General features: G+C 42.4%; 18 protein-coding genes. 7 read left to right on the forward strand and 11 right to left on the reverse strand.

All coding sequences use genetic code 11. From position 1 onward, the window contains the following. Window positions 1–26: 26 nt before the first annotated feature. Window positions 27–593 carry a phosphoribosyltransferase gene (locus GQA99_RS07265; protein WP_160053232.1) on the reverse strand — a complete coding sequence of 189 codons (567 nt, stop codon included), beginning with the start codon at window positions 591–593 and terminating at the stop codon, window positions 27–29. 310 nt (window positions 594–903) lie between these two features. Between GQA99_RS07265 and GQA99_RS07270 the strand changes: the two genes are divergently transcribed. Beyond that, on the forward strand, window positions 904–1578 hold the full coding sequence (locus GQA99_RS07270) for a DNA-J related domain-containing protein (protein ID WP_160053233.1): 675 nt from the start codon (window positions 904–906) through the stop codon (window positions 1576–1578). Window positions 1579–1725: 147 nt separating this feature from the next. Then, entirely contained in the window at window positions 1726–2382 is a 657-nt protein-coding gene (locus GQA99_RS07275; protein WP_160053234.1) for a thiol:disulfide interchange protein DsbA/DsbL, read from the forward strand. A 93-nt stretch (window positions 2383–2475) separates the two neighbouring features. Here the strand turns inward: GQA99_RS07275 and GQA99_RS07280 are convergent, their stop codons facing one another. Then, entirely contained in the window at window positions 2476–4260 is a 1785-nt protein-coding gene (locus GQA99_RS07280) for an alpha-amylase family glycosyl hydrolase (protein WP_160053235.1), read from the reverse strand. Window positions 4261–4334: 74 nt separating this feature from the next. After that, entirely contained in the window at window positions 4335–5306 is a 972-nt protein-coding gene (locus GQA99_RS07285) for an aldo/keto reductase (RefSeq protein WP_160053236.1), read from the reverse strand. Between the two features lie 145 nt (window positions 5307–5451). On the opposite strand from GQA99_RS07285, the gene GQA99_RS07290 reads away from it, so the two are divergent. Then, entirely contained in the window at window positions 5452–6363 is a 912-nt protein-coding gene (locus GQA99_RS07290) for a LysR family transcriptional regulator (RefSeq protein WP_160053237.1), read from the forward strand. A gap of 12 nt (window positions 6364–6375) precedes the next feature. Here the strand turns inward: GQA99_RS07290 and GQA99_RS07295 are convergent, their stop codons facing one another. Together GQA99_RS07295 and hemG are read right to left on the reverse strand one after the other, a co-directional pair. Then, complete coding sequence (locus GQA99_RS07295; protein WP_160053238.1) at window positions 6376–6891, reverse strand: cytochrome b/b6 domain-containing protein; 516 nt, start codon at window positions 6889–6891, stop codon at window positions 6376–6378. Next, window positions 6891–7415, reverse strand: a complete 525-nt coding sequence (hemG, locus tag GQA99_RS07300; RefSeq protein ID WP_160053239.1) for a menaquinone-dependent protoporphyrinogen IX dehydrogenase — start codon at window positions 7413–7415, stop codon at window positions 6891–6893. Before hemG ends, GQA99_RS07295 begins: the two co-directional genes overlap by 1 nt. 244 nt (window positions 7416–7659) lie before the next feature. Here hemG and GQA99_RS07305 point away from each other — a divergent pair, with 244 nt between their 5' ends. After that, window positions 7660–8493 carry a TIGR03899 family protein gene (locus GQA99_RS07305; RefSeq protein ID WP_160053240.1) on the forward strand — a complete coding sequence of 278 codons (834 nt, stop codon included), beginning with the start codon at window positions 7660–7662 and terminating at the stop codon, window positions 8491–8493. Here GQA99_RS07305 and GQA99_RS07310 read toward each other — a convergent pair. The 4 genes from GQA99_RS07310 to curA form a co-directional block, all read right to left on the reverse strand. After that, window positions 8483–9088: a hypothetical protein gene (locus GQA99_RS07310; RefSeq protein ID WP_160053241.1), complete on the reverse strand. Its 606-nt coding sequence runs from the start codon at window positions 9086–9088 to the stop codon at window positions 8483–8485. The genes GQA99_RS07305 and GQA99_RS07310 overlap by 11 nt on opposite strands. Before the next feature lie 176 nt (window positions 9089–9264). After that, on the reverse strand, window positions 9265–9879 hold the full coding sequence (locus GQA99_RS07315) for a glutathione S-transferase family protein (protein WP_160053242.1): 615 nt from the start codon (window positions 9877–9879) through the stop codon (window positions 9265–9267). Window positions 9880–9978: 99 nt separating this feature from the next. Next, window positions 9979–10656, reverse strand: a complete 678-nt coding sequence (locus tag GQA99_RS07320; protein ID WP_160053243.1) for a type 1 glutamine amidotransferase domain-containing protein — start codon at window positions 10654–10656, stop codon at window positions 9979–9981. Between the two features lie 52 nt (window positions 10657–10708). Next, window positions 10709–11737 carry an NADPH-dependent curcumin/dihydrocurcumin reductase gene (curA, locus tag GQA99_RS07325; RefSeq protein ID WP_160053244.1) on the reverse strand — a complete coding sequence of 343 codons (1029 nt, stop codon included), beginning with the start codon at window positions 11735–11737 and terminating at the stop codon, window positions 10709–10711. A gap of 175 nt (window positions 11738–11912) precedes the next feature. Here curA and GQA99_RS07330 point away from each other — a divergent pair, with 175 nt between their 5' ends. Next, the gene (locus GQA99_RS07330; RefSeq protein ID WP_160053245.1) at window positions 11913–12359 is read left to right on the forward strand and encodes a MarR family winged helix-turn-helix transcriptional regulator; all 447 of its coding nucleotides are present in this window, start codon (window positions 11913–11915) and stop codon (window positions 12357–12359) included. Window positions 12360–12536: 177 nt separating this feature from the next. On the opposite strand, the gene GQA99_RS07335 is transcribed toward GQA99_RS07330, so the two are convergent. Continuing rightward, a complete protein-coding gene (locus tag GQA99_RS07335; protein WP_160053246.1) occupies window positions 12537–13520 on the reverse strand; it encodes a sensor domain-containing diguanylate cyclase in 984 nt (327 codons plus the stop codon). 259 nt (window positions 13521–13779) lie between these two features. Further along, a complete protein-coding gene (locus GQA99_RS07340; RefSeq protein WP_160053247.1) occupies window positions 13780–15084 on the reverse strand; it encodes a metal-dependent hydrolase family protein in 1305 nt (434 codons plus the stop codon). A gap of 140 nt (window positions 15085–15224) precedes the next feature. On the opposite strand from GQA99_RS07340, the gene GQA99_RS07345 reads away from it, so the two are divergent. Both GQA99_RS07345 and GQA99_RS07350 read left to right on the forward strand, forming a co-directional pair. Beyond that, window positions 15225–16190 carry a 2-dehydropantoate 2-reductase gene (locus GQA99_RS07345; RefSeq protein ID WP_160053248.1) on the forward strand — a complete coding sequence of 322 codons (966 nt, stop codon included), beginning with the start codon at window positions 15225–15227 and terminating at the stop codon, window positions 16188–16190. Window positions 16191–16356: 166 nt separating this feature from the next. Then, a complete protein-coding gene (locus GQA99_RS07350) occupies window positions 16357–19653 on the forward strand; it encodes an nSTAND1 domain-containing NTPase (RefSeq protein WP_160053249.1) in 3297 nt (1098 codons plus the stop codon). The last annotated feature ends 13 nt before the right edge of the window (window positions 19654–19666 follow it).

The raw sequence follows: 19666 nt of genomic DNA on the forward strand, positions 1-19666 counted from the left end.
AGTAAAATTGCGACTAACGCATTTGTTTATAAAAACAGCTCTTGGATGTTTTTAAAGTCAGACTTTCCTTCAGCAATTTCCTGTGGGTTTAATCCTGAAACTTCATGAGGGAATACCAACCAATCTTCAGATGAATGGATGAAATAATCAGGCTTTAAATCGACTTTGGTGTTTTTAGGCTTGTAGTAAGGACACGCGATGCGAATATCGCTTGGAACATTAAGACGCATAAACTTTTTAAGCTTACCGATTAAGGCATCGATACTTCGACCTGAGTCAAATACGTCATCAACAATTAACAAGCCATCGCTGGCATTGGCATTTTCGATAATGTAGTGCAAACCATGTACTTTAATGTTTTTGTCTTGCTTGTCGGTACCAATACCGTAATAAGAGGATGTACGCACAGCAATATGGTCGGTTTCGACTTTTTTAAAGTCATAATACTCTTGAACCGCGATACCAATCGGTGCACCGCCACGCCAAATACCGACAATAAACTGCGGTCTAAAACCACTGTCATATACCTGCGCAGCCAGTCTAAATGAATCTTCTAAAAGTTGTTGTGCGCTAATATAATGTTTATCAGTCATTGGTGAAGCCCCCTGTTATTTTGTTGTCGAGAATTTTATACCAAATAAAATTATCTTGCCCGTAAGAATCAGAATTAATTGATCAAAGTCAGCATAAAGTTATTCGATTAAGTCGATAATTATCATCTAGTGGTTCAAATGGATAAATTAATCTTTCTATTCATCGGCTATACCGGCGCTAAGAAAAGCTGAACGGGTATCATTGCCGATAAAATCTACTTGTCATTCACTATGGCTATGGCATAGTGTTTTTTAACCGATTTGTTGATTTTATCGTATATTACCGCCAATTCAGGATGAATACGCCACTATGTTGCTCGACAAAAACTCACAGAATCATTATGCAAACGCGCAGTCGACTGCAACCGATGCCCGTGTATTGAGTGTGCCTAAAGGCGACAACCCCTTAATTTGGCCAGTATTAACCTTACTTAAATCGTCGAACACTAGCTGGAAAGTGCACCATTTAGCCAGTGAACTGCAAACCAAAGGGTTGATGCACGACCTTGACCCAATGCCTGAAAAAGATCTCTTCAAACGCAACTTTCTATTAATGAATGCCCTATATGAATTGCAAGACATGCTAATGCCTAGGCAATGGCTGCAAGTGAAAGCAATGGACATTCAAATTTTTAGAATAATTCCCAGCAATGCCGATATCGAACATACCCGAGACGGCGCCCTGCGTGACTACTACCTTGATTGGGCTAATTACGATGCTAGCGTTAACGTAGTGCGTGAAATGCTCGAGTCATTCTGGTCTAGTTACCAACAATATATCGGCGTTAATGTTCAATTAATGCATAAAGGTCATGCTTTAAAAGTGTTTGAGTTAGATGCCACTGCGACCGATAAAGACATCCGTAAGCAATGGCGTAAGTTGGCGCTAAAATGGCATCCTGATCGTGATGAAGGTAATGCTGAACGATTCCGTGAAGTCTGCGAAGCCTGGCAAACCCTGCGCGAAAAAAGCTTAGTGGCTTAACGCCAACTCAACTCGTTATTTCCCTGAGCTCAGGTTATTTAACGTAAATCGCTACCTGATCACACAAATTCTGCGCCTGATTTTGGCTATTTATGCCATCATTAGTGGCATTATTTTATCAATTTTCATCTCCATCTTGAGGTTTTCATGTTTAAATATTTAGCTTTAGCCGTCACGTTAATGGTTACCCCTCTCACCAGCTTTGCTGCGCCATTTGTTGAAGGAACGCACTACACTCAAATATCAAATAACATGGTGCCTACAGAGCCCAAAGTAACTGAATTTTTCTCTTTTTATTGCCATAACTGCTTCAACATGGAAAGCCAGTACCTACCAGAAATCAAAAAAGGCCTAGATAAAAGAGTGGCATTCGACAGCAAACACGTCGACTTTATGAACAGTGATTTAGGTACTGAAGTGATGCGTTCACTCGCGGTTATCCATGAGTTAGATAACAAAGAAGCATTAAAAATTGCCATGTTTAGTGCGATACAAGGCAAAGACAATAACGCTGGTCATGACCACAACGCAGCAGGTCATGAACATAAATCGCTGATTAACAGCCGTGATGATATTAAAAAAGTGTTTGCCGAGTTAGGCGTTGATGCCAAACAATATGACACCTTAGCCGACAGCACTGAAACAGACCAAAAGCTAGCCTTATGGCGCCAGCAACAGGATATGTATGCCGTACAAAGCGTGCCTGCTTTTATTGTTAACGATAAATACGCGATTAACTTAAATGAAATGCGTAGCCTGGACGATATTATCGGGTTGATTAACTACCTTGCGTTAAAGCAATAATTAGCTTACGTAAATCAATAAAAATGGCTATCTACTCGATAGCCATTTTTTATACCTACGTTGCGCTAAACCTTCGCACTAATCTTTTGAGCCTTAAGCTTTAGTATAAATCGCATAGCTTAGTCGAGGTAAAGTCACGGTTAATGCTGTTGCGGATTTGTCTGCATTACTCGTTGCCTTTATCGGTTGTGGCCACGATGTCAATAAACGATATGATTTGCCTTGTACTGTTAGATTCATCGTTTGTGCTTGCTCAGCAGTGTTAAACACCACCAACATTTCAGCGCCGCTGACAGCATCAACACGCGCAAATGCAAATATGTCATTATCAGCTTGATAAAAGCGCTCCTGATACTCGCCACGGCGCAGCAATATATGCTGCTTACGCAAATCACTCAATTGAGCAATAGCCTGGTACAAAGGATGGTTGCTGTTAAAGTTGTCATCTGCGGTTGTTGCTTTAGTGCCTAATAAGGTATTGTCATTATAACTGGCCACTTGTGAGGCAAACATGTCTTCGCGAGCGTGAATATCGTTACCATCACCAGTAAATCCCTGCTCATCACCATAGTAAATCACCGGAATGCCGCGAGATAAAAACATAAACGCATGCGACAAAATACTGCGTTGCAATTTGTCTTCGGCAGACATTGTTGGCGCAGCTTGATTAATAAAATACCCCGTGCGCCCCATGTCGTGATTGCCTAAAAAGGTCATTAACAAGTCGGCCTGACTATCGCTGTCTTGATAAAGCGCGTCTTGAGCAAACAATTGCTGTGCTAACAGCGGGCTCTTTTTACGGTAGAAAATATCTGCTGCGGTTTGCTGAAACGCAAAGTCGAGAACAGATGGCAGCTTGCCTGCGGTGGTGTAAAGGCTGAGCACTTTTGGATCAGGATCGTACACTTCACCAAACACATGAAACTGAGGAATGCCTTGCGCTTTAGCAAAGTTAACGATTTGTGGGCTAAAGGTTTGCCAAAATGATAAGTCGACATGTTTCACGGTATCGATCCTAAAACCATCGGGCTTAAACTCTTTAATCAAGTTTTGGTATATTTCAATCATGCCCGCTAATACCTCTGGATCCGCGGTATTGAGATCGTCTAACCCATTAAAATCACCATTAAGCGAGCTTTCACCTTTAAAGGTGCTGTCGCCTTGATTATGATAAAAACGTGGGTCGTTAAGCCAACTCGGTACTTTGACCTCAGCCTGGCCTGCGGGCACAAATGGCGTGTAACTGTCGCCCTTTGCTAATTGGTCTAGAGATTTATATTCGCAATGTATATTGGGTGCAATAAACTCGCCCGACGCTTGATGGCACTCTTGGTACTTAATCACGTCAGCGGTGTGATTAGTAATAATGTCAAAAAACACTTTAATACCACGTTGATGCGCAGCGTTAATGAGCTGTTTTAAATCTGCATTACTGCCAAAATGCGGGTCAATTTCAGTAAAGTCGACAATCCAGTAGCCATGATGGGCAATACCGTCAGATTGAATCGCTTTATTGCGTAATAGCGGTGTCATCCAAATAGCGGTTATACCAAGATTTTGTAGGTAATCGAGTTTCTGTTCGATGCCATTAATATCACCGCCATGAAAACCACGAGGGTGAGTTAAATCTAAGCCACCTGCTGAAATCTGTTGCGTTGTTGAGCCGTTGTCATTACTTGAATTACCGTTATAAAAACGATCGGGCAGTACAAAATAGAAAATGTCATCACGGATATCACGGTGTAAATAATCCTGATATATATCAGCTCGATCGGTTGGCTGCAACATAGGCTGAACCACCGTCGCTGCCACTTCTTTTTGCTGACATCCACTTAACACCAATGCTGCACTCAATAATGCCCATGTTGTCTTATTCATATTGTCTTAGAATCCTTTCATTGAATGGTATCGATTAAATGCTCAGGTATTGAACAAGCATGTTGTCGTAATGGTTAAGGTAGCTCTTGTCCTTTAGCACTGACATACAATGCATACCAATGCTCACGACTGAGTGATACCTGAGTCGCCTGGCTACACGCCTTAATTCGCTCAATATTAGTGGTACCAATAACCGGTTGAATTTGGCTAGGGTGGCGCATCAGCCAACTTAATAAAATGGCTTCTGGAGTCGTATTATATTCAGCCGCTAACGTGGCGACTAACTGACTGGTTTGTATTATCGCATTAGACTGACCTACCGTGGTGATACCACTATAAACACCTTGGCATAAGCTGCTCCAAGCTTGAATTTGTATGTTGTTTTGATTGCAATACTCAAGCGTACCAGGGGTAAAGTTTATGTCTTTTCCCTCTTGATTACCGGCATAAATGCTTTCGTCTAACCAAGCATGTTTTTGCAGGCTCATTTCAATTTGGTTGACCACTATTGGCTCATCAAGCACACGTTGCAATGCGCTAATTTGATGTTGCTGCATATTCGAAACACCGAGAAAACGCACTTTACCTGCTGCTTTAAGTTTATGGAAAGTATCGGCTATTTCGGTAGCTTGCATTAAGGGATCGGGGCGGTGAAGTACCAACACATCGATATAATCTGTGTGTAATTCGGCTAAACTTTTATCAACACTATAGTGAATCCAAGCCGACGACAAATCGTAACGTTTAGGGCCTTTACCGTCTTCAAATCGAATACCACATTTAGTTTGCAGGTACATATTATCGCGTAAGCCAGGGCGCTGCTTTAAGACTTGTCCGAATACGGTTTCCGCTTTGCCAAAGGTGTAAATATCGGCATGATCAAAGTAATTAATATGACTTTGCAGCGCAGTATCAATAACCTCATGTGTTTGCTGAATATCTGCAGCGCAAATGGCGTTATTATTCCACCCGCCGCCTAATCCCATACAACCATAAACTAACGAACTAACATTAGGGAAAACACTTTTTAATGGTAATGCCGACATTGAGTTAACTCTCTTTGAACAAGTAATATGGCTTAGTGTAGAGGTTTATCTTTACAGATGAAGAGTAAAAAACAAAATCATTGTTTGATATAGCTACCAATAAGGAATTAAAGTTCTTTATAAAATAATATTCTGGGTGGCTAACATGAGTCGAGAACACAAAAAATTTGAACGATTATTCCTATTCAGTGAAGTAGCCAAACAACTGAGTTTTACCGAAGCGGCTGCCGAATTAGGGATCTCACGCGGATATTTATCAGAGCAAATTAGGCAGCTTGAACAAGAACTTGGTCGGGCATTGCTTATCCGCACCACCCGCAGTGTTAAGTTGACCATTCAAGGTGAAATGATTTTAGCCAGCATGGGACAAGTGAAAGCAGACTTATTAGATCTTGACCGAAAAATTCGTCACGACAATGAGGATATTGCCGGTAGGATCCGCATTACAGCACCTAGCCAATTTACGCAGCGTTATTTACTCGATATTTGCCATGAGTTTAACGCACAGCATCCACAGGTAAATTTCAGCATAGATTGCAGCTACACCTTGTATGATTTAGCAAAAAATGATTTTGATTTAGCCATTAGAGCAACGCAAAACCCACCGCAAAATATGGTTGCCAAAAAGTTATTTGAGTATCAGCAAGTGTGTTGCGCGGCGCCCGAATATCTTGAAAAAGCCGGGACACCAATACACATTGATGATTTACAGCGGCACAAATGCTTAACCTCAGCAGAGCAAACTCAATGGACATTTGGCAGTAAAACCATCGCCATTAACAGCTTTATGAGCGTCAACGATAACCACATGCTAAAAACACAAGCCTTACTCGCAAGAGGCATTATGTTAGGCCCACTATATCTGGTGGATAAGGAGTTACAACAAGGGCGTTTACGGGTGATTTTGCCAGATGAAACCATGAGCCAATCGGCCACTTATATTGTCCACCCACAAATGATTAATCAATCGGCAAGGTTGAGCAGTTTTATTCAATTTACCCTAGCGTGGTTTAAGCAACAGAGAAACCGTGAACCAGCACGTCTTGATAAATGTTGATAAAAGAACAATTTAATTAAAAAAGTCTCTCAGGTGTAATAATGCAAGTACGCAGTGCAGGACAATAAAACCAATAAAACCATGGGCAAAAACAATATGGTAATAACGCCACGTTAAGGCGTTACTAGGATCGGCCGCGTACCAGGCTGCGCCAGTTAACGCCACCAGCAAAAGCAATATCACTCCAAGGCCTTCAATAACGCTAATTAGCCCCTTACCACCAGAATGAGGCAATTGGCCGCGCATTAGGCCGCTAATGTCACTCATGAGTGGTTTAACATCCAGCGTTAACCATGGGAAAAACTGCCGCCATTGCCCGCCGACACACACCTTAACGGCAAACAGTAATGCCAATATGCCGGTCAACAAGCCACCGTAAACATGAAGCAAATCCCAAAAACTCGCACGCGACGTTAACTGGCGACCAATCAATACCCATGAGCTTGTAAACACAAGTAGCAATGATAACAGCAACACCGCAGGATGCAGCATTGTCTCAATACGTTGCCACAGTTGTTTCGCTGTCATTAACTCGCCTCAATCATTTGCTGAGCAAATTCATCGACTTTAGCCCAATCAGTAAATTCAACTTTGGTATTGGGATCCGTTGGGCCTTTGGTTATCCACATAATAAAGCGAATAATATTCCGGTCCATTGCGCCGTACCCCTGGTAATCTAAATTACCGCCAAACACTTGCAAAACCTTAGGTTGCCAAGGGCTTTGACTTAAAAATTGCTGCATATAGCTATTGGTTTGCGGCGTATTTTTAGCGGGTTTACGCGCCACTAGACTCACTGAAAAAAAACCGCTAGGTTTTCCTTCGAGCTGCTGTTGGTGAGATTCAATAAATTGATAAAGCGCCGGACGATGTTTGCCATGACGGATGCTAGCCCCTATAAACACTTTATCGAATGCGTCCAGGTTTGGTGCATCTGACAAGGGTGCCACAGTCACCTGATGATGTTGTTCCTCGAGCTTGCCCTTAAGGTATTCACAAATTTTTTGAGTGTAACCATGAACACTCGAGTGGATCAGTAAAATATGGCTCATGCTGACCTCAAATTAAAATCATTTAAAAGTAATACAGTATCTTAGCCCAGTGGTATAGAAATTTACATGAAACAGATCACGGCATGAGTATCGTTATATAAAACCACTGAACAAAATAGATATCACCAGGCAGTGTGAATAGGTATAAAGTATCGAATTGGTATATGATTATATGCCTGTAATTCGATTACTTTTTATAATTTCATTTAAACAAGATACTTACTGCTAAAGAGTCTGACAACATATGGCTGATACCGATGTAATAGATATACCGGAGGACAATACTCAGGTGTCTGCGCGTAAAAAAGCACTGTTACTTGGCCGTATTATCGGTTTAGCCAGCGAAGATGATTATCGCCCGTCGTCAGCATCAATTGCTGAACGCGCCGAACACCGCGAGCGTAAACAACTGTGCCAACATCAGGCCAACCTTGAAAGTATCTTCGCCCTCGCCCTTAACTATACTCCGTCAGATGTCACGGGCGTTGAGCTAGATCCTGACTGGCGTTATCAGTTTTTCCAAATGGCGGAGCAAATTCATAACCGTAAAATGCAAGATTTATGGGCGCGGATTTTAGCCAGCGAAATTGTCAATCCAGGTAATTTTAGTTTGCGAACATTAGCCGTATTAAAGCAACTGACTTTGCGTGAAGCGCAGATATTTGAAAAGGCCCTCGGGATGTCAGTCAAAATCAATACTGAACCCAGATTTAAGCTGTTAAGTGGTTATCGAGTTAATGGTGGGATCACCCAGTATTTCCGTAAACACAACCAAACCAATTTTGGTTTGTCGCAGTTTGGTTTGCCTTATTCGAATATTTTAACGCTGGTTGATGCGGGGATTTTACATAAAAGTGAATTTGAAACTGGTTTATTAAACCGTAATGAAGAGATTCAATTGACTCTGTTCCATGCCAATATGAGCTTAACCCCTAAAGGGCAACATTTATTGTTTACCTATTATCGTTTTACTACGGTGGGAGATGAGCTATGCCAGCTCATTCAGGCCAAAAATGACCACGATTTTATTGGTGCAATAAAAGTGATACTAGCGAAGGACTTTAGCGTTAACGGTTAATGTCTTCGTAAAGGTGCGAAAATTTAGCTTTGTGTTGGTTGAACAAAAACTGCCTTAACATCTGCCTGTTTTCGCCCTCGGCACTGATTTTGGCCGCCATTACGCCATTTTCAGTTCTGACTGGTTCAAACTCCATCTCAACATGGGTGCCATTAGGTAAAATCAGCTGAGTAAGACGTGGAGATTGAGTATCAAGCTCTTGCGGCACCCTAATAGTGATGCCTGAACTGGATAAAGACAACACCTCAACAAATTTAGACGTTTCATTATCTATCACTCGCACATCTTTTACATTATCCATACGCCAACTGCGTTCACCACCACGCATATCAATTACTTCTGGCGTGCCCAGCTCTGGCGTAAACTGGCCAAATTCATCTTGTTTTAATTGCAGTGGAAACCACAAACGGTAATAACTGATTTCGGCCAACAACGTCAACTTCGCATTGCCTAATATATGCGACAGAACCTGTGGGATTTCGGTGGCCACACTGAGCGAATGTCTAGAAAAAGCATTATCCGCAGAATCGGCAGATGACTTTGGCGAAAATACATCGCTAAAGTACGCTAACTCTTCATCAGATAAAGTGGACATAAATAATCCTATACAAAAATCTTACCCATTGATTATTATTCTAACACCTTAGTATGAAGCTGAACAAACTTTGCTCAATAACTTTACCCGTTTTTACTGTGTAACGAGTTTGTTTATTTTTTATACGCATAAAAAAAGGCGAATCGAATTCGCCTTTTCATCTTGCCAACATGCGACTAATTATCGGCTTCGATTTTCAACGCTTTCTTAAACGCTTCATGAGTCAATAATTGTTGATAATACTTAGCAATATTAGGGTATTTTTCAAACTCGCCATTTTGACCGACTAATTCTGTAATAAACGACATCATGATGTCGGCACCGCTAAGGCTATCGCCAACAAGATAACGCTTGCCAGCTAAACGGTCATTAACATAACTGATGACTTTTGCGGTTTCTGCATCGGCATATGGGCCAATAAAGCGGGTTTCAGCGCCTTCCATTTTGACAAAAATTTTCAATAACAATGGCAACGCGGCAGAACTCTCAGCAAAGTGCATCCACTGTAGGTAATCGATGTAATCAGCACTGCCAACCTTAGGCATAAGCTTATCTGCACCGTAGGTTTGAATAAGGTATTCGGTGATCGCTCCCGATTCTGCAATAGTAAATTCACTGGTTTCTAATACTGGTGATTTGCCTAACGGATGGATTTTTTTCAGTGCTGCAGGCGCTAAAAAAGTAGTCGCGTCGCGCTGGTAAGCCACTAATTCATACTCAACGCCCAGCTCTTCAAGCAACCAAATAATGCGTTTTGAACGTGATTTATTTAGGTGATGTAGTTTAATCATTAAGCCATCCTTTTCAATCTGTTAAACAAAAAACCCCATGATCAATCATAGGGCATATCGTTACTTCAGCTTGGAGAGCCAAGCTGAAGTCAATTAATATTAACTCAATAGTGCTAACATTTTTTCAGCAACAAGCTCAGAAGAGGCTGGGTTTTGCCCAGTAATCAATTTACCGTCTACAACCGCATACGGGTGCCAATCTTCACCTTTTGAGTATGTAGCACCATTTTGCTGCAGCATGTCTTCCACTAAAAACGGTACAACGTTAGTTAATTGTACGGCTTCTTCTTCACCGTTGGTAAAGCCAGTAACATTTTTACCAGCCACTAATGGCGAACCATCTGGCTTTTTAGGGTATTTCAGTACGCCTGGAGCATGACAAACTAGGCCTAATAATTTGTCTGTTTTATAACACGCTTCAATCAGTGCAATTGAATCTTTGTCGTTGGTTAAATCCCACAACGGGCCATGACCACCTGGGTAAAACACGGCGTCATATTCTGCAACGTTAATTGACGCTAGCTTGTGAGTATTGGCTAGCAATGCCTGAGCTTGCTCATCGGCAGTAAAACGGCGAGTAGAGTCTGTTTGAAAATCTTCTTTATCGCTCGTTGGGTCTAATGGTGGTAACCCCCCTTTTGGTGAAGCTAAAACAATCTCAACACCTTTATCGATAAAAGCGTAATAAGGTGCGGCAAGTTCTTCTAGCCAAAAACCAGTTTTATGACCCGTGTCGCCAAGTTCATCGTGCGACGTTAATACCATTAATACTTTCATGTTAAACCCTTAATTTATTAAAAATCATCTGTGTGAACATTGAACATAATCGTTAAAGCGGATCGTTCACCTTAATCACAAGCTTGCCAAAGTTTTCACCTTTTAGCAGGCCAATAAAGGCCGATGGCATCTTGTCGAGACCGTCTACAACCTGTTCACGGTATTGTATTTTTCCGTCGTTAAGCCATTGCCCCATGTCTTGCGCAAACTCAGGGTAGCGATGACCATAATCGTCAAAAATAATAAAGCCCTGCATTTTAATGCGCTTAACTAACAAGGTGCCCATTAACAGTGATAAACGATCTGGGCCTGCTGGTAATGATGTGGCGTTATATTGTGAAATCAAACCACACACAGGCACTCGAGCACTGGTATTTAACAGCGGCATCACAGCGTCAAACACTTTACCGCCCACGTTTTCAAAATACACATCGATTCCGTTATCACACACTGCCGCTAACTGTTGTGCAAAATCAGCCGCTTTGTGGTCAATACACGCATCAAATCCAAGCGTGTTTACCGCAAAAGCACACTTGTCGGCACCGCCAGCAATACCTACCACTTTACAGCCTTTAAGCTTAGCGATTTGTCCTACCGTAGCACCAACAGGGCCGGTGGCCGCGGCAACAACAACGGTTTCTCCCACTTTAGGCGCGCCAATGTCTAATAAACCCATATAAGCAGTAAAACCGGGCATGCCCATAATGCCTAACGCATAAGATGGATTACTTGGGTTCTGGCCTAGGTTCATTAAGCCTTCGCCGTTAGAGACACTGTAATCTTGCCAACCGCCATAGGCTAATACCCAATCACCAACTTGATAATCTGGATGATTTGATACCTCAACTTGCGCAACACAAGCTCCGACCATAACATCATCAATCGCGACTGGCTCAGCATATGATTTTGCGTCATTCATCCGTCCACGCATGTAGGGGTCAAGTGACAAATAGACTGAACGAAGTAATATTTCTCCCTCTCCAGCCACAGGCTTATTAACCTTTTCCAGTCTAAAATTACTGGCTACGGGTTCACCTTGAGGGCGACTTGCTAATACAATACGACGATTATGAGTGTTCATGGTGTATCCTTGTTCTTTGTTGAACCATAAATGGTATAAAAAACCAACAAGGCTCTCTTGTATGCTGCTATGATTCAATAATATGCCAAAGCAGCCAGGCCATGTTGTACGTTAATATTCTCTGGATTGATCACATCAATATGACCCATCATTTTGCTAAGTCGAGTACCCAATAATGACTAAACACACCCAGATAACTCTTGATAATCAATTTTGTTTCTCGGTTTATTCAACCTCGTTGGCCATTATCCAATTGTATAAACCATTGCTTGAGTCAATTGGGCTCACGTATACCCAATACCTCATCATGCTGATCATGTGGGAACAAGACGGCTTAAGCTTAAAAAATGTCGCCTCTCGTTTAGGCCAACAATCTGGTGCGCTCACACCTGTTATTAAACGTCTTGAAACCGATGGTCTGCTTAAACGTATTCGCGACCCATTAGATGAACGTATGCTGTGCATGCAATTAACCGACAAAGGCCAGCAATTACAGTCACAAGCTCAGTATGTTCATGACTGTATTATTGATCAGTGCGGTATTGATCTCACTGAAATGACAGAAATTAAAGATAAACTCGATCAGTTCAGAGTAAAACTGCCTGCCCATATCGACTTTTAAACAGGCAAACATCCGTAGTGCTCGTTAACGCTCACAATCACGACTAATCAATAGCCTATTTCTATAAAATATAAGTTCTCAACAAATATATTGTAATCGCAATAATTAATTGTGCACAACTTAAATTAACAAAATTTAAGAAATATTAAAACCCCATGTCAGTTTTAGCTCCCATATCTAAGCAACATTAACGCTATTGCGGCCAATATGTTTTGATGAATAGAGCGCTTTATCTGCACGTGCAAACATATCTGCAAATGAGCGGTCTTTTACTTGTATAGATGCAACCCCAATACTAATGGTAATACCGGGTAACGCTTCATTTATAGTGGCGCTAGCATGCTTGCTGGTTTGCTGTGCCACCCGTAATCGCTCTGCGAGCTTAAACGCCGAGTCAATATCGGTATCGGGCAATAAAATCGCAAACTCCTCACCGCCAATCCGCGCTAAAATATCAGCCTCACGGATATGCTCATCGCAAACAGCAGCGACTCGCTTAATCACTTCATCCCCCACTAAGTGGCCATAGGTATCGTTAACGTTTTTGAATAAATCGATGTCGATAATCATCAAAGATAACGAGTTAAAATAACGCATTGCACGAGAGAATTCGTGTTCACTAAATGCATTAAATGAGCGGCGATTGTACAAATCAGTGAGTGGATCGTTATTAGCAAGTTGCTGGAGTTCAGTGCGCAAAGTAAATTCTTCAGTGATATCCGTTGAAATACCTATTAAGCCAATCAGCTGACCATTTCGGTCAAACAAGGGCTGTTTTATTTCATGAAATACAGTATTAAAGCCATCGTTATCAATCATAATATCATCTGCCATTTTTTGCTGAAGTGACAGTACCTTACGGTCATTTCTCAGCAATATATCGGCAACATGAGGAGAGAAGTAGTGACTATCAATAGTGCCTTTTAATTGCTCTTGGCTAATACCGAAATAGTCTAAAATGAGTTGATTACCATACACATAACGGCAATTGACGTCTTTAACGTAGATATATGCACCAACTTGATCGAGGATTTGTTCGTAGGAGTTCAGCTGCTGCTTTTTGGTTTGCGCTTTACGAAATACAGTTAAATTAACGAGGATTAGCAAGGCAATAAAGCCCAGCAAAACCATCACTAACAACCCGATATTATCAATCGACATGAGCATTCCTTAGCATTAATCCACATCCATGTGTTTTACTATTCAATCACAACATCAGCAGTTGTTCTGTTACAATTTTATAGTAAATAGTACTGTATAAAACAGCATAAGCAAGTATGTGAAAACTGCCCGCAAAAATCAAACAAATAATGAACGTAATCAATAATTATTGGATAAAAAGTAGATAACTTTATTCAAAATCACATAACGTTAAGGCAGTATGCTTATTAAAACGCCGTACTGCCGCAACAACATAGCATCAGCGTTTATAAATAACTCCGGCTTTCATCACAAAAGGCACATCAAGTAATGTATCAATGTGTTTAAGCGGATTGGCATTAAGCGCAATGATGTCGGCTTGTTTCCCCACGTCTAATGACCCTAATGAATCAGACATATCAATCAACTTAGCGGCGTTAATGGTCGCGCTTTTTAAAATGTCACTATTACTCATGCCTGCTTGACTCATTAACAGTGCTTCTTTGGCATTGTCGCCATGATGTGACACGCCGCTGTCGGTGCCATAAGCGATGTTGACTCCAGCTTTATAGGCAGCAGTGAAGTTTTTCAGCATATCGCCGCCTACTCTTATGGCTTTCGCTTTTATCGCTGGCGACATAAAGTCAGCGCCCGCAGCATTGGCCATTGCAACCACAGTATCACCGGCTAATAATGTCGGCACTAAATAAGCCCCACTTTGCTTCATCAGCTTAATGCTTTCTTTATCGGCGTAACTGCCATGTTCAATACTGTCCACACCTGCACGTAATGCCGCATTGATACCTTGTGCAGCATGAGCATGGCTGGCTACTTTACGCCCTAGTGCATGGGCCGTTTGAATCACTTCGTGTAGTTCATCATCATCCATTTGCTGACCAGTACCAGTGTTAGTGTCTGATAACACTCCACCTGTAGAAGTAATCTTTATCACATCAGCACCAAATTTAATGGCTCGGCGAGTCGCACGGCGACAATCATACGGGCCGTCACAGATGGTTTTAGAGGTGAATTTGTCGAGCAAATCAGGGCTCATGCCATCAACATCACCATGGCCACCGGTTACCGACACGCCGCCCGACGCAATAATCCGCGGCCCATCAACCCAGCCTTTATTAATGCCGTCGCGTAGTGCATAAATTTGTTCGGGTTTAGCGCCTAAATCTCGCACGGTAGTAAAGCCGGCTAATAACGTCTTTTTGGCAAAATGAGCACTGCGCATTGCCACATCGGCATCCGACATACGCAATGCTTCGCTATCATTATTTGGCCCAAGTTCACCTTGTAAATGCACATGCATGTCCATTAAACCGGGCATCACAAAGCTGTTTTTTAAATCCACAACCTCAATTGTGTCTTGCGATGTGGCCAGCGGCCCTGCGCCATAGCCCTTCTCAAGCGAGGTAATGACACCATCAGTAATCACCAACGTATGCTCAGTTAGTACCGGCTCACCGGCAAGGGTTAATAATGTACCAGCATGAATCACTTTTATATCAGCAGCGCTGACCTGTGCAGACAAGGCCATAGCGCTCAGTGCGAGTAGAGCAAAGGAGTATTTTTTCATTTTATTTTTACCTTATTTTAAAGTTCTACACTGACAAAAAGGCTGATATGTTACAAGTGCAGATATGTTACAACAATTAACAAACATGGTTCGGTAGTGCCGAATCCAATAAAAAAACGATAATAAAAAGAGAAAATTCAATGAGAATCGCTATTTTTGGTGCAGGATCGACAGGCTGTTATCTTGCTGGACAACTGTGTTTATCTGGATTTGATGTTAGCCTCATTTGCAGACCAGCAATTAAGCAAACCATCCTCGCAAATAACGGCATCACCATGAGTGATTATCAAGGCTTTTTACATACGGTGATGCCACAAACCATGATCACCGATATCGAACAAGCCCCAACAGCATATGCCGCTTTTGATGTGGTATTTGTCACGTTAAAATGCCATCAAGTCAGTAGTATTGCCAATACGTTAATTGCCATCACTCACAGCAACAGCAGCATTATTTTTATGCAAAATGGTCTCGGCAGTTTCGATACCATCACAGATGCCCTGGGTCACTGTAATTTACTGCAAGGCATTACGCCTTTTAATGTGTTGCAACAACCCAATGGGCGCTTTCATAAAGGCACTGAAGGCGTATTTACCTTGCAGCAAAATGAACATACCCAAACGATACAAACCGCAATGCAGGCTCAAGGTTTTGGCTGTGACTTACACCAAGATATGACACCAGTGATTTACGGTAAACTATTGTTAAACCTTAATAATGCATTAAATGCCATAACCGACCTACCGATTAAACAACAACTCAGCCAGCGCGACAGTCGCCGTCAACTAGCTGGTGCAATGACAGAATGGCTCAACGTATGCCAGGCGGCCAATATCACGTTACACCAATACACTAAAGTGAAACCCCAATGGTTGCCGGTTATATTATCGTTACCCAATATGTTATTTACCCTGCTAGCTAAACAAATGCTCGACATTGACCCACAAGCCCGCTCATCAATGTGGGAAGACATCCAAGCTAAACGTAAAACAGAAATCGAATTTATCAACGGCGCGGTAGTACGTTTGGGGCAACTATATGGCGTAAAAACCCCAATCAATAACGCCATCGTTGCCAAAATTAATCAATTAGAACAATTAGTTTAACCAGATATCATACTTAATACATCAGTCGATACGAGTGTAAAGCTAAGATACAATTTAGCCACAACCATTATAATGACTGACTTATTATCACAATAACGTCATAACCCATAAGATGTTGGGTTGCAGAGTCATTTAGGGCCTGTTTAATTTGATCAATGGATAACACATGAGCGACAACACTTTCTTTTTTGGCGATTGGCAAGTTAATCCACAAAGCAATAGTATTCAGTCGGGTGACAAAATCCGCACCCTCGAACCTAAAGCCATGGACGTATTAAAACTACTGTGCCAACACCAGGGAGAAGTGCTCACCCCTGACGATATTATTCGTCAATGTTGGGGAGATATTGCCATTGGTGACAATCCATTGCATAAAGTCATAACCCAACTGCGTAAAGCTTTGGGCGATCAGGCATCAAACCCCAGTTACATTGAAACCATCCGCAAACGCGGTTACCGCACCCTTGCAAAAGTTGAGTTCCCCATTGGGCACCACACCCGAGTTACAACAGAGCCCTGGCAAGGTCAATCGCCCTTTCCTGGTTTACGTGCCTTTGAAGCAAATGATGCTAACGTGTTTTTTGGCCGTGGTGAGCAAGTCGACACCTTACTCAATCGTATTTCTAAACAAATTCAATTCGGCCGTGCATTTTGCTTAGTGCTTGGCCCAAGTGGTACGGGTAAATCGTCGTTAATTAATGCGGGGGTGCTCCCTAACCTCAAAAGTGCCAGCGGCTTTAACGGCGTAGGGGTACTCGATTATGCCAGCCTGGACTTAGCCGATGTTATCCAGGACCGCTTGCTTATTGATATTGCCGGCGCCATGCTCGACTGGGAAATAAACGATATTCCGGTGTTTAACCAGTTAAGCGCACAACAACTTGCCGTGCAGCTAATGCAAGATATACCTAACGTTATCAACCAATGCCAACAGGCCATAACCGCAGCCAAAACGAGCCATCAATATAGCCAACCGCAATTTTGTTTGTTTATCGACCGTTTAGAAGTGCTGCTGTCATCACCCATTTATAGCGAACAACAACGCACAGAGATTCTCGATGTACTCGAAGCATTAGCGACATCAGGATCAGTACTGATTATCAGCGCCTGTCGTAATGACTTTTACCCCCAGGTGGTCAGCCACCCAAGCTTAATGGCAGGTAAAGCCAACGGTTCACACTTTGATTTGTCGACACCAAGCCGAACCGAACTCATGCAAATGATCCGTTTACCCGCCAATGCCGCTAACCTCACATGGTCAGTTGATCCCAATACCGCCATGCCGCTCGATGAACTGCTTTGTAGTGACGCCGCATCCAACCCAGATGCACTGCCCATGTTGCAATACACCTTAGAAGCGCTATATCTCAAGCGCGATGAAAATGACCAGCTTTTAGTGTCTGAATACCACTCACTAGGCGGCTTAGAAGGGGCTATTGGTAAAAATGCCGAGCAAGTGCTTGCCGGATTAAATGAAGCCGAACGTACTGCGTTACCTAACGTGCTATCAATGTTAATCACTTTATCCGAAGACGAAAAGTCAGTGACCAGCCGCGCAGCTAATTGGGAAGGATTAAAAAATGATGCAGAACAAAATCTCGTTAAAGCCATGGTCGACAACCGCTTGTTTGTCTCGCATCTTCAATACGATAAAGCCTGTTTTAGTATTGCTCACGAGGCCTTATTAAGGCGCTGGCCGCGAGCAACCCAATGGATAAACGAGCATAAAGACAGCTTAGCAATTAAAAGCCGCTTACAGAATCAAACACAGCGTTGGTTAACTGAGTCAAAAAGCGCGGCCTATTTACTCACTGAAGGTAAACCCTTAGTGGAGGCACAAAGCTTAATCAACAATTCGCTGTTTACCCTAGAACCTCAACAATTGGCGCTTATTCAGGCATCTAGCAAACAGGCCAACATCGGACGCTGGCGCCGCCGCGCAGTCATGCTAGCCCTTGTGGTACTGACGTTAATTTCTGTCGCCATGAGTATTCGCAGTATTGAGGCCGAAAACCAGGCACAACAAAAACGCCTGGCGGCAGAAAACTTACTCGGTTTTATGGTGGGTGAATTCGCCGACAAAATGCGCGGTATTGGTCGCATGGACTTGCTCGATGGGATCAGTAATAAAGCATTAGAATATTTCAGCGACTTTTCGGCCGACGATGCCAGCTATTTAAGCTTTGAAGCGCAGTTTCAACACAGCCAAACCTTAGAGGCCATGGGCGAAGTGGCCTATTCGCGCGGCAATACCGACGAAGCCCACAGCGCCTTAATTGCCGCCCGTGAGCGCATGCTACCGTTACTCGAAATACAACCGCAAAACCTTAGTTTACTTAAAACGTTAGGGGCCAATGCTTTTTGGCTTGGCCAGCTTGAATACGATAAAAGTGATTGGGCTGCAACACAGCCTTGGTTGGAGCAATACTTAAGCTACAGCCAAGCCATGTATCAATACGCGCCAGACGATGACGATGCCATTATGGAGTTGTCGTACGCACAAAACTCTCTTGGCTCGATACACATGAAGCAGCAACACTTTACCGCCGCCCGAGAGTCATTTGAGCAATCATTGCTACTCAAGTTACAACTATGGGATAAAGATAACACCGAAAGCCAATTAATTGCCGATATTGCAGACACTCGCTCATGGATTGCCAGCGCCGCCACCGCCCAAGGCGATATTAGTGCAGCAATAAGGATCCATGAGCAAATTCAACAGCAGTTGGCCAATCAAGCGCTGGGAAAGCAGCCTTATATACTTGAACGACTATCCAGTAGCTACCAACAGCTGGCGATTTTATTAAGTTATCGAGGTCATAACTCACAAGCCTTTGAAAAAGCAAAACTTGGTCTCATTGCTATTACCAATGCCCTAAAACAAGACCCTGAAAATGAAGTTTGGAAAATCCTGCAATATCATGATTATCTGAATATGTTGGCTTTTAGCCTTGAACCAATTGAACAAACAATGAGCTACAGTGTTGACTCATTAGCATCCATATTTGCTGAAGATTTGTACTTACAAACCTCTAACAAAAAAAGTGATTTACTGGCAAACTACCAACTGGCTGCAGCATATTATTTAGCATCACAAGGATTATTGTCCGATAGCCTAAACTATGCCCAACAGGCAACAACCTCTTTTAATCAATTAATCAATGAGTTTAAGCAGAGTTCACTTTATGTGGCTAATTTAACCCAAAGCAATATGTTAGCCGCGTCATTACTGGCTTCCATAGGCCAGCCACAACAAGTTATCACCTTGTGTCGGCAATCTAAAAATCTGTTAGCAACTATTGTTGAAAAAAATAACGACCCACAATTTACCATTCCTTATGCTCAAGCTCTCGATTGCCTTGGCGAACTCGACCAACACCCTGATTTATTGCAACTGTTACAACAATCGGCCATAACCGATTTTAGGTTTAATCCTAAACTTAAACTTAACCCTAAACCCTAAACCCTAAACCCTA

Origin of the sequence: Shewanella litoralis (genome assembly GCF_009828585.1) — a bacterium.
Lineage (GTDB): Bacteria > Pseudomonadota > Gammaproteobacteria > Enterobacterales > Shewanellaceae > Shewanella > Shewanella litoralis.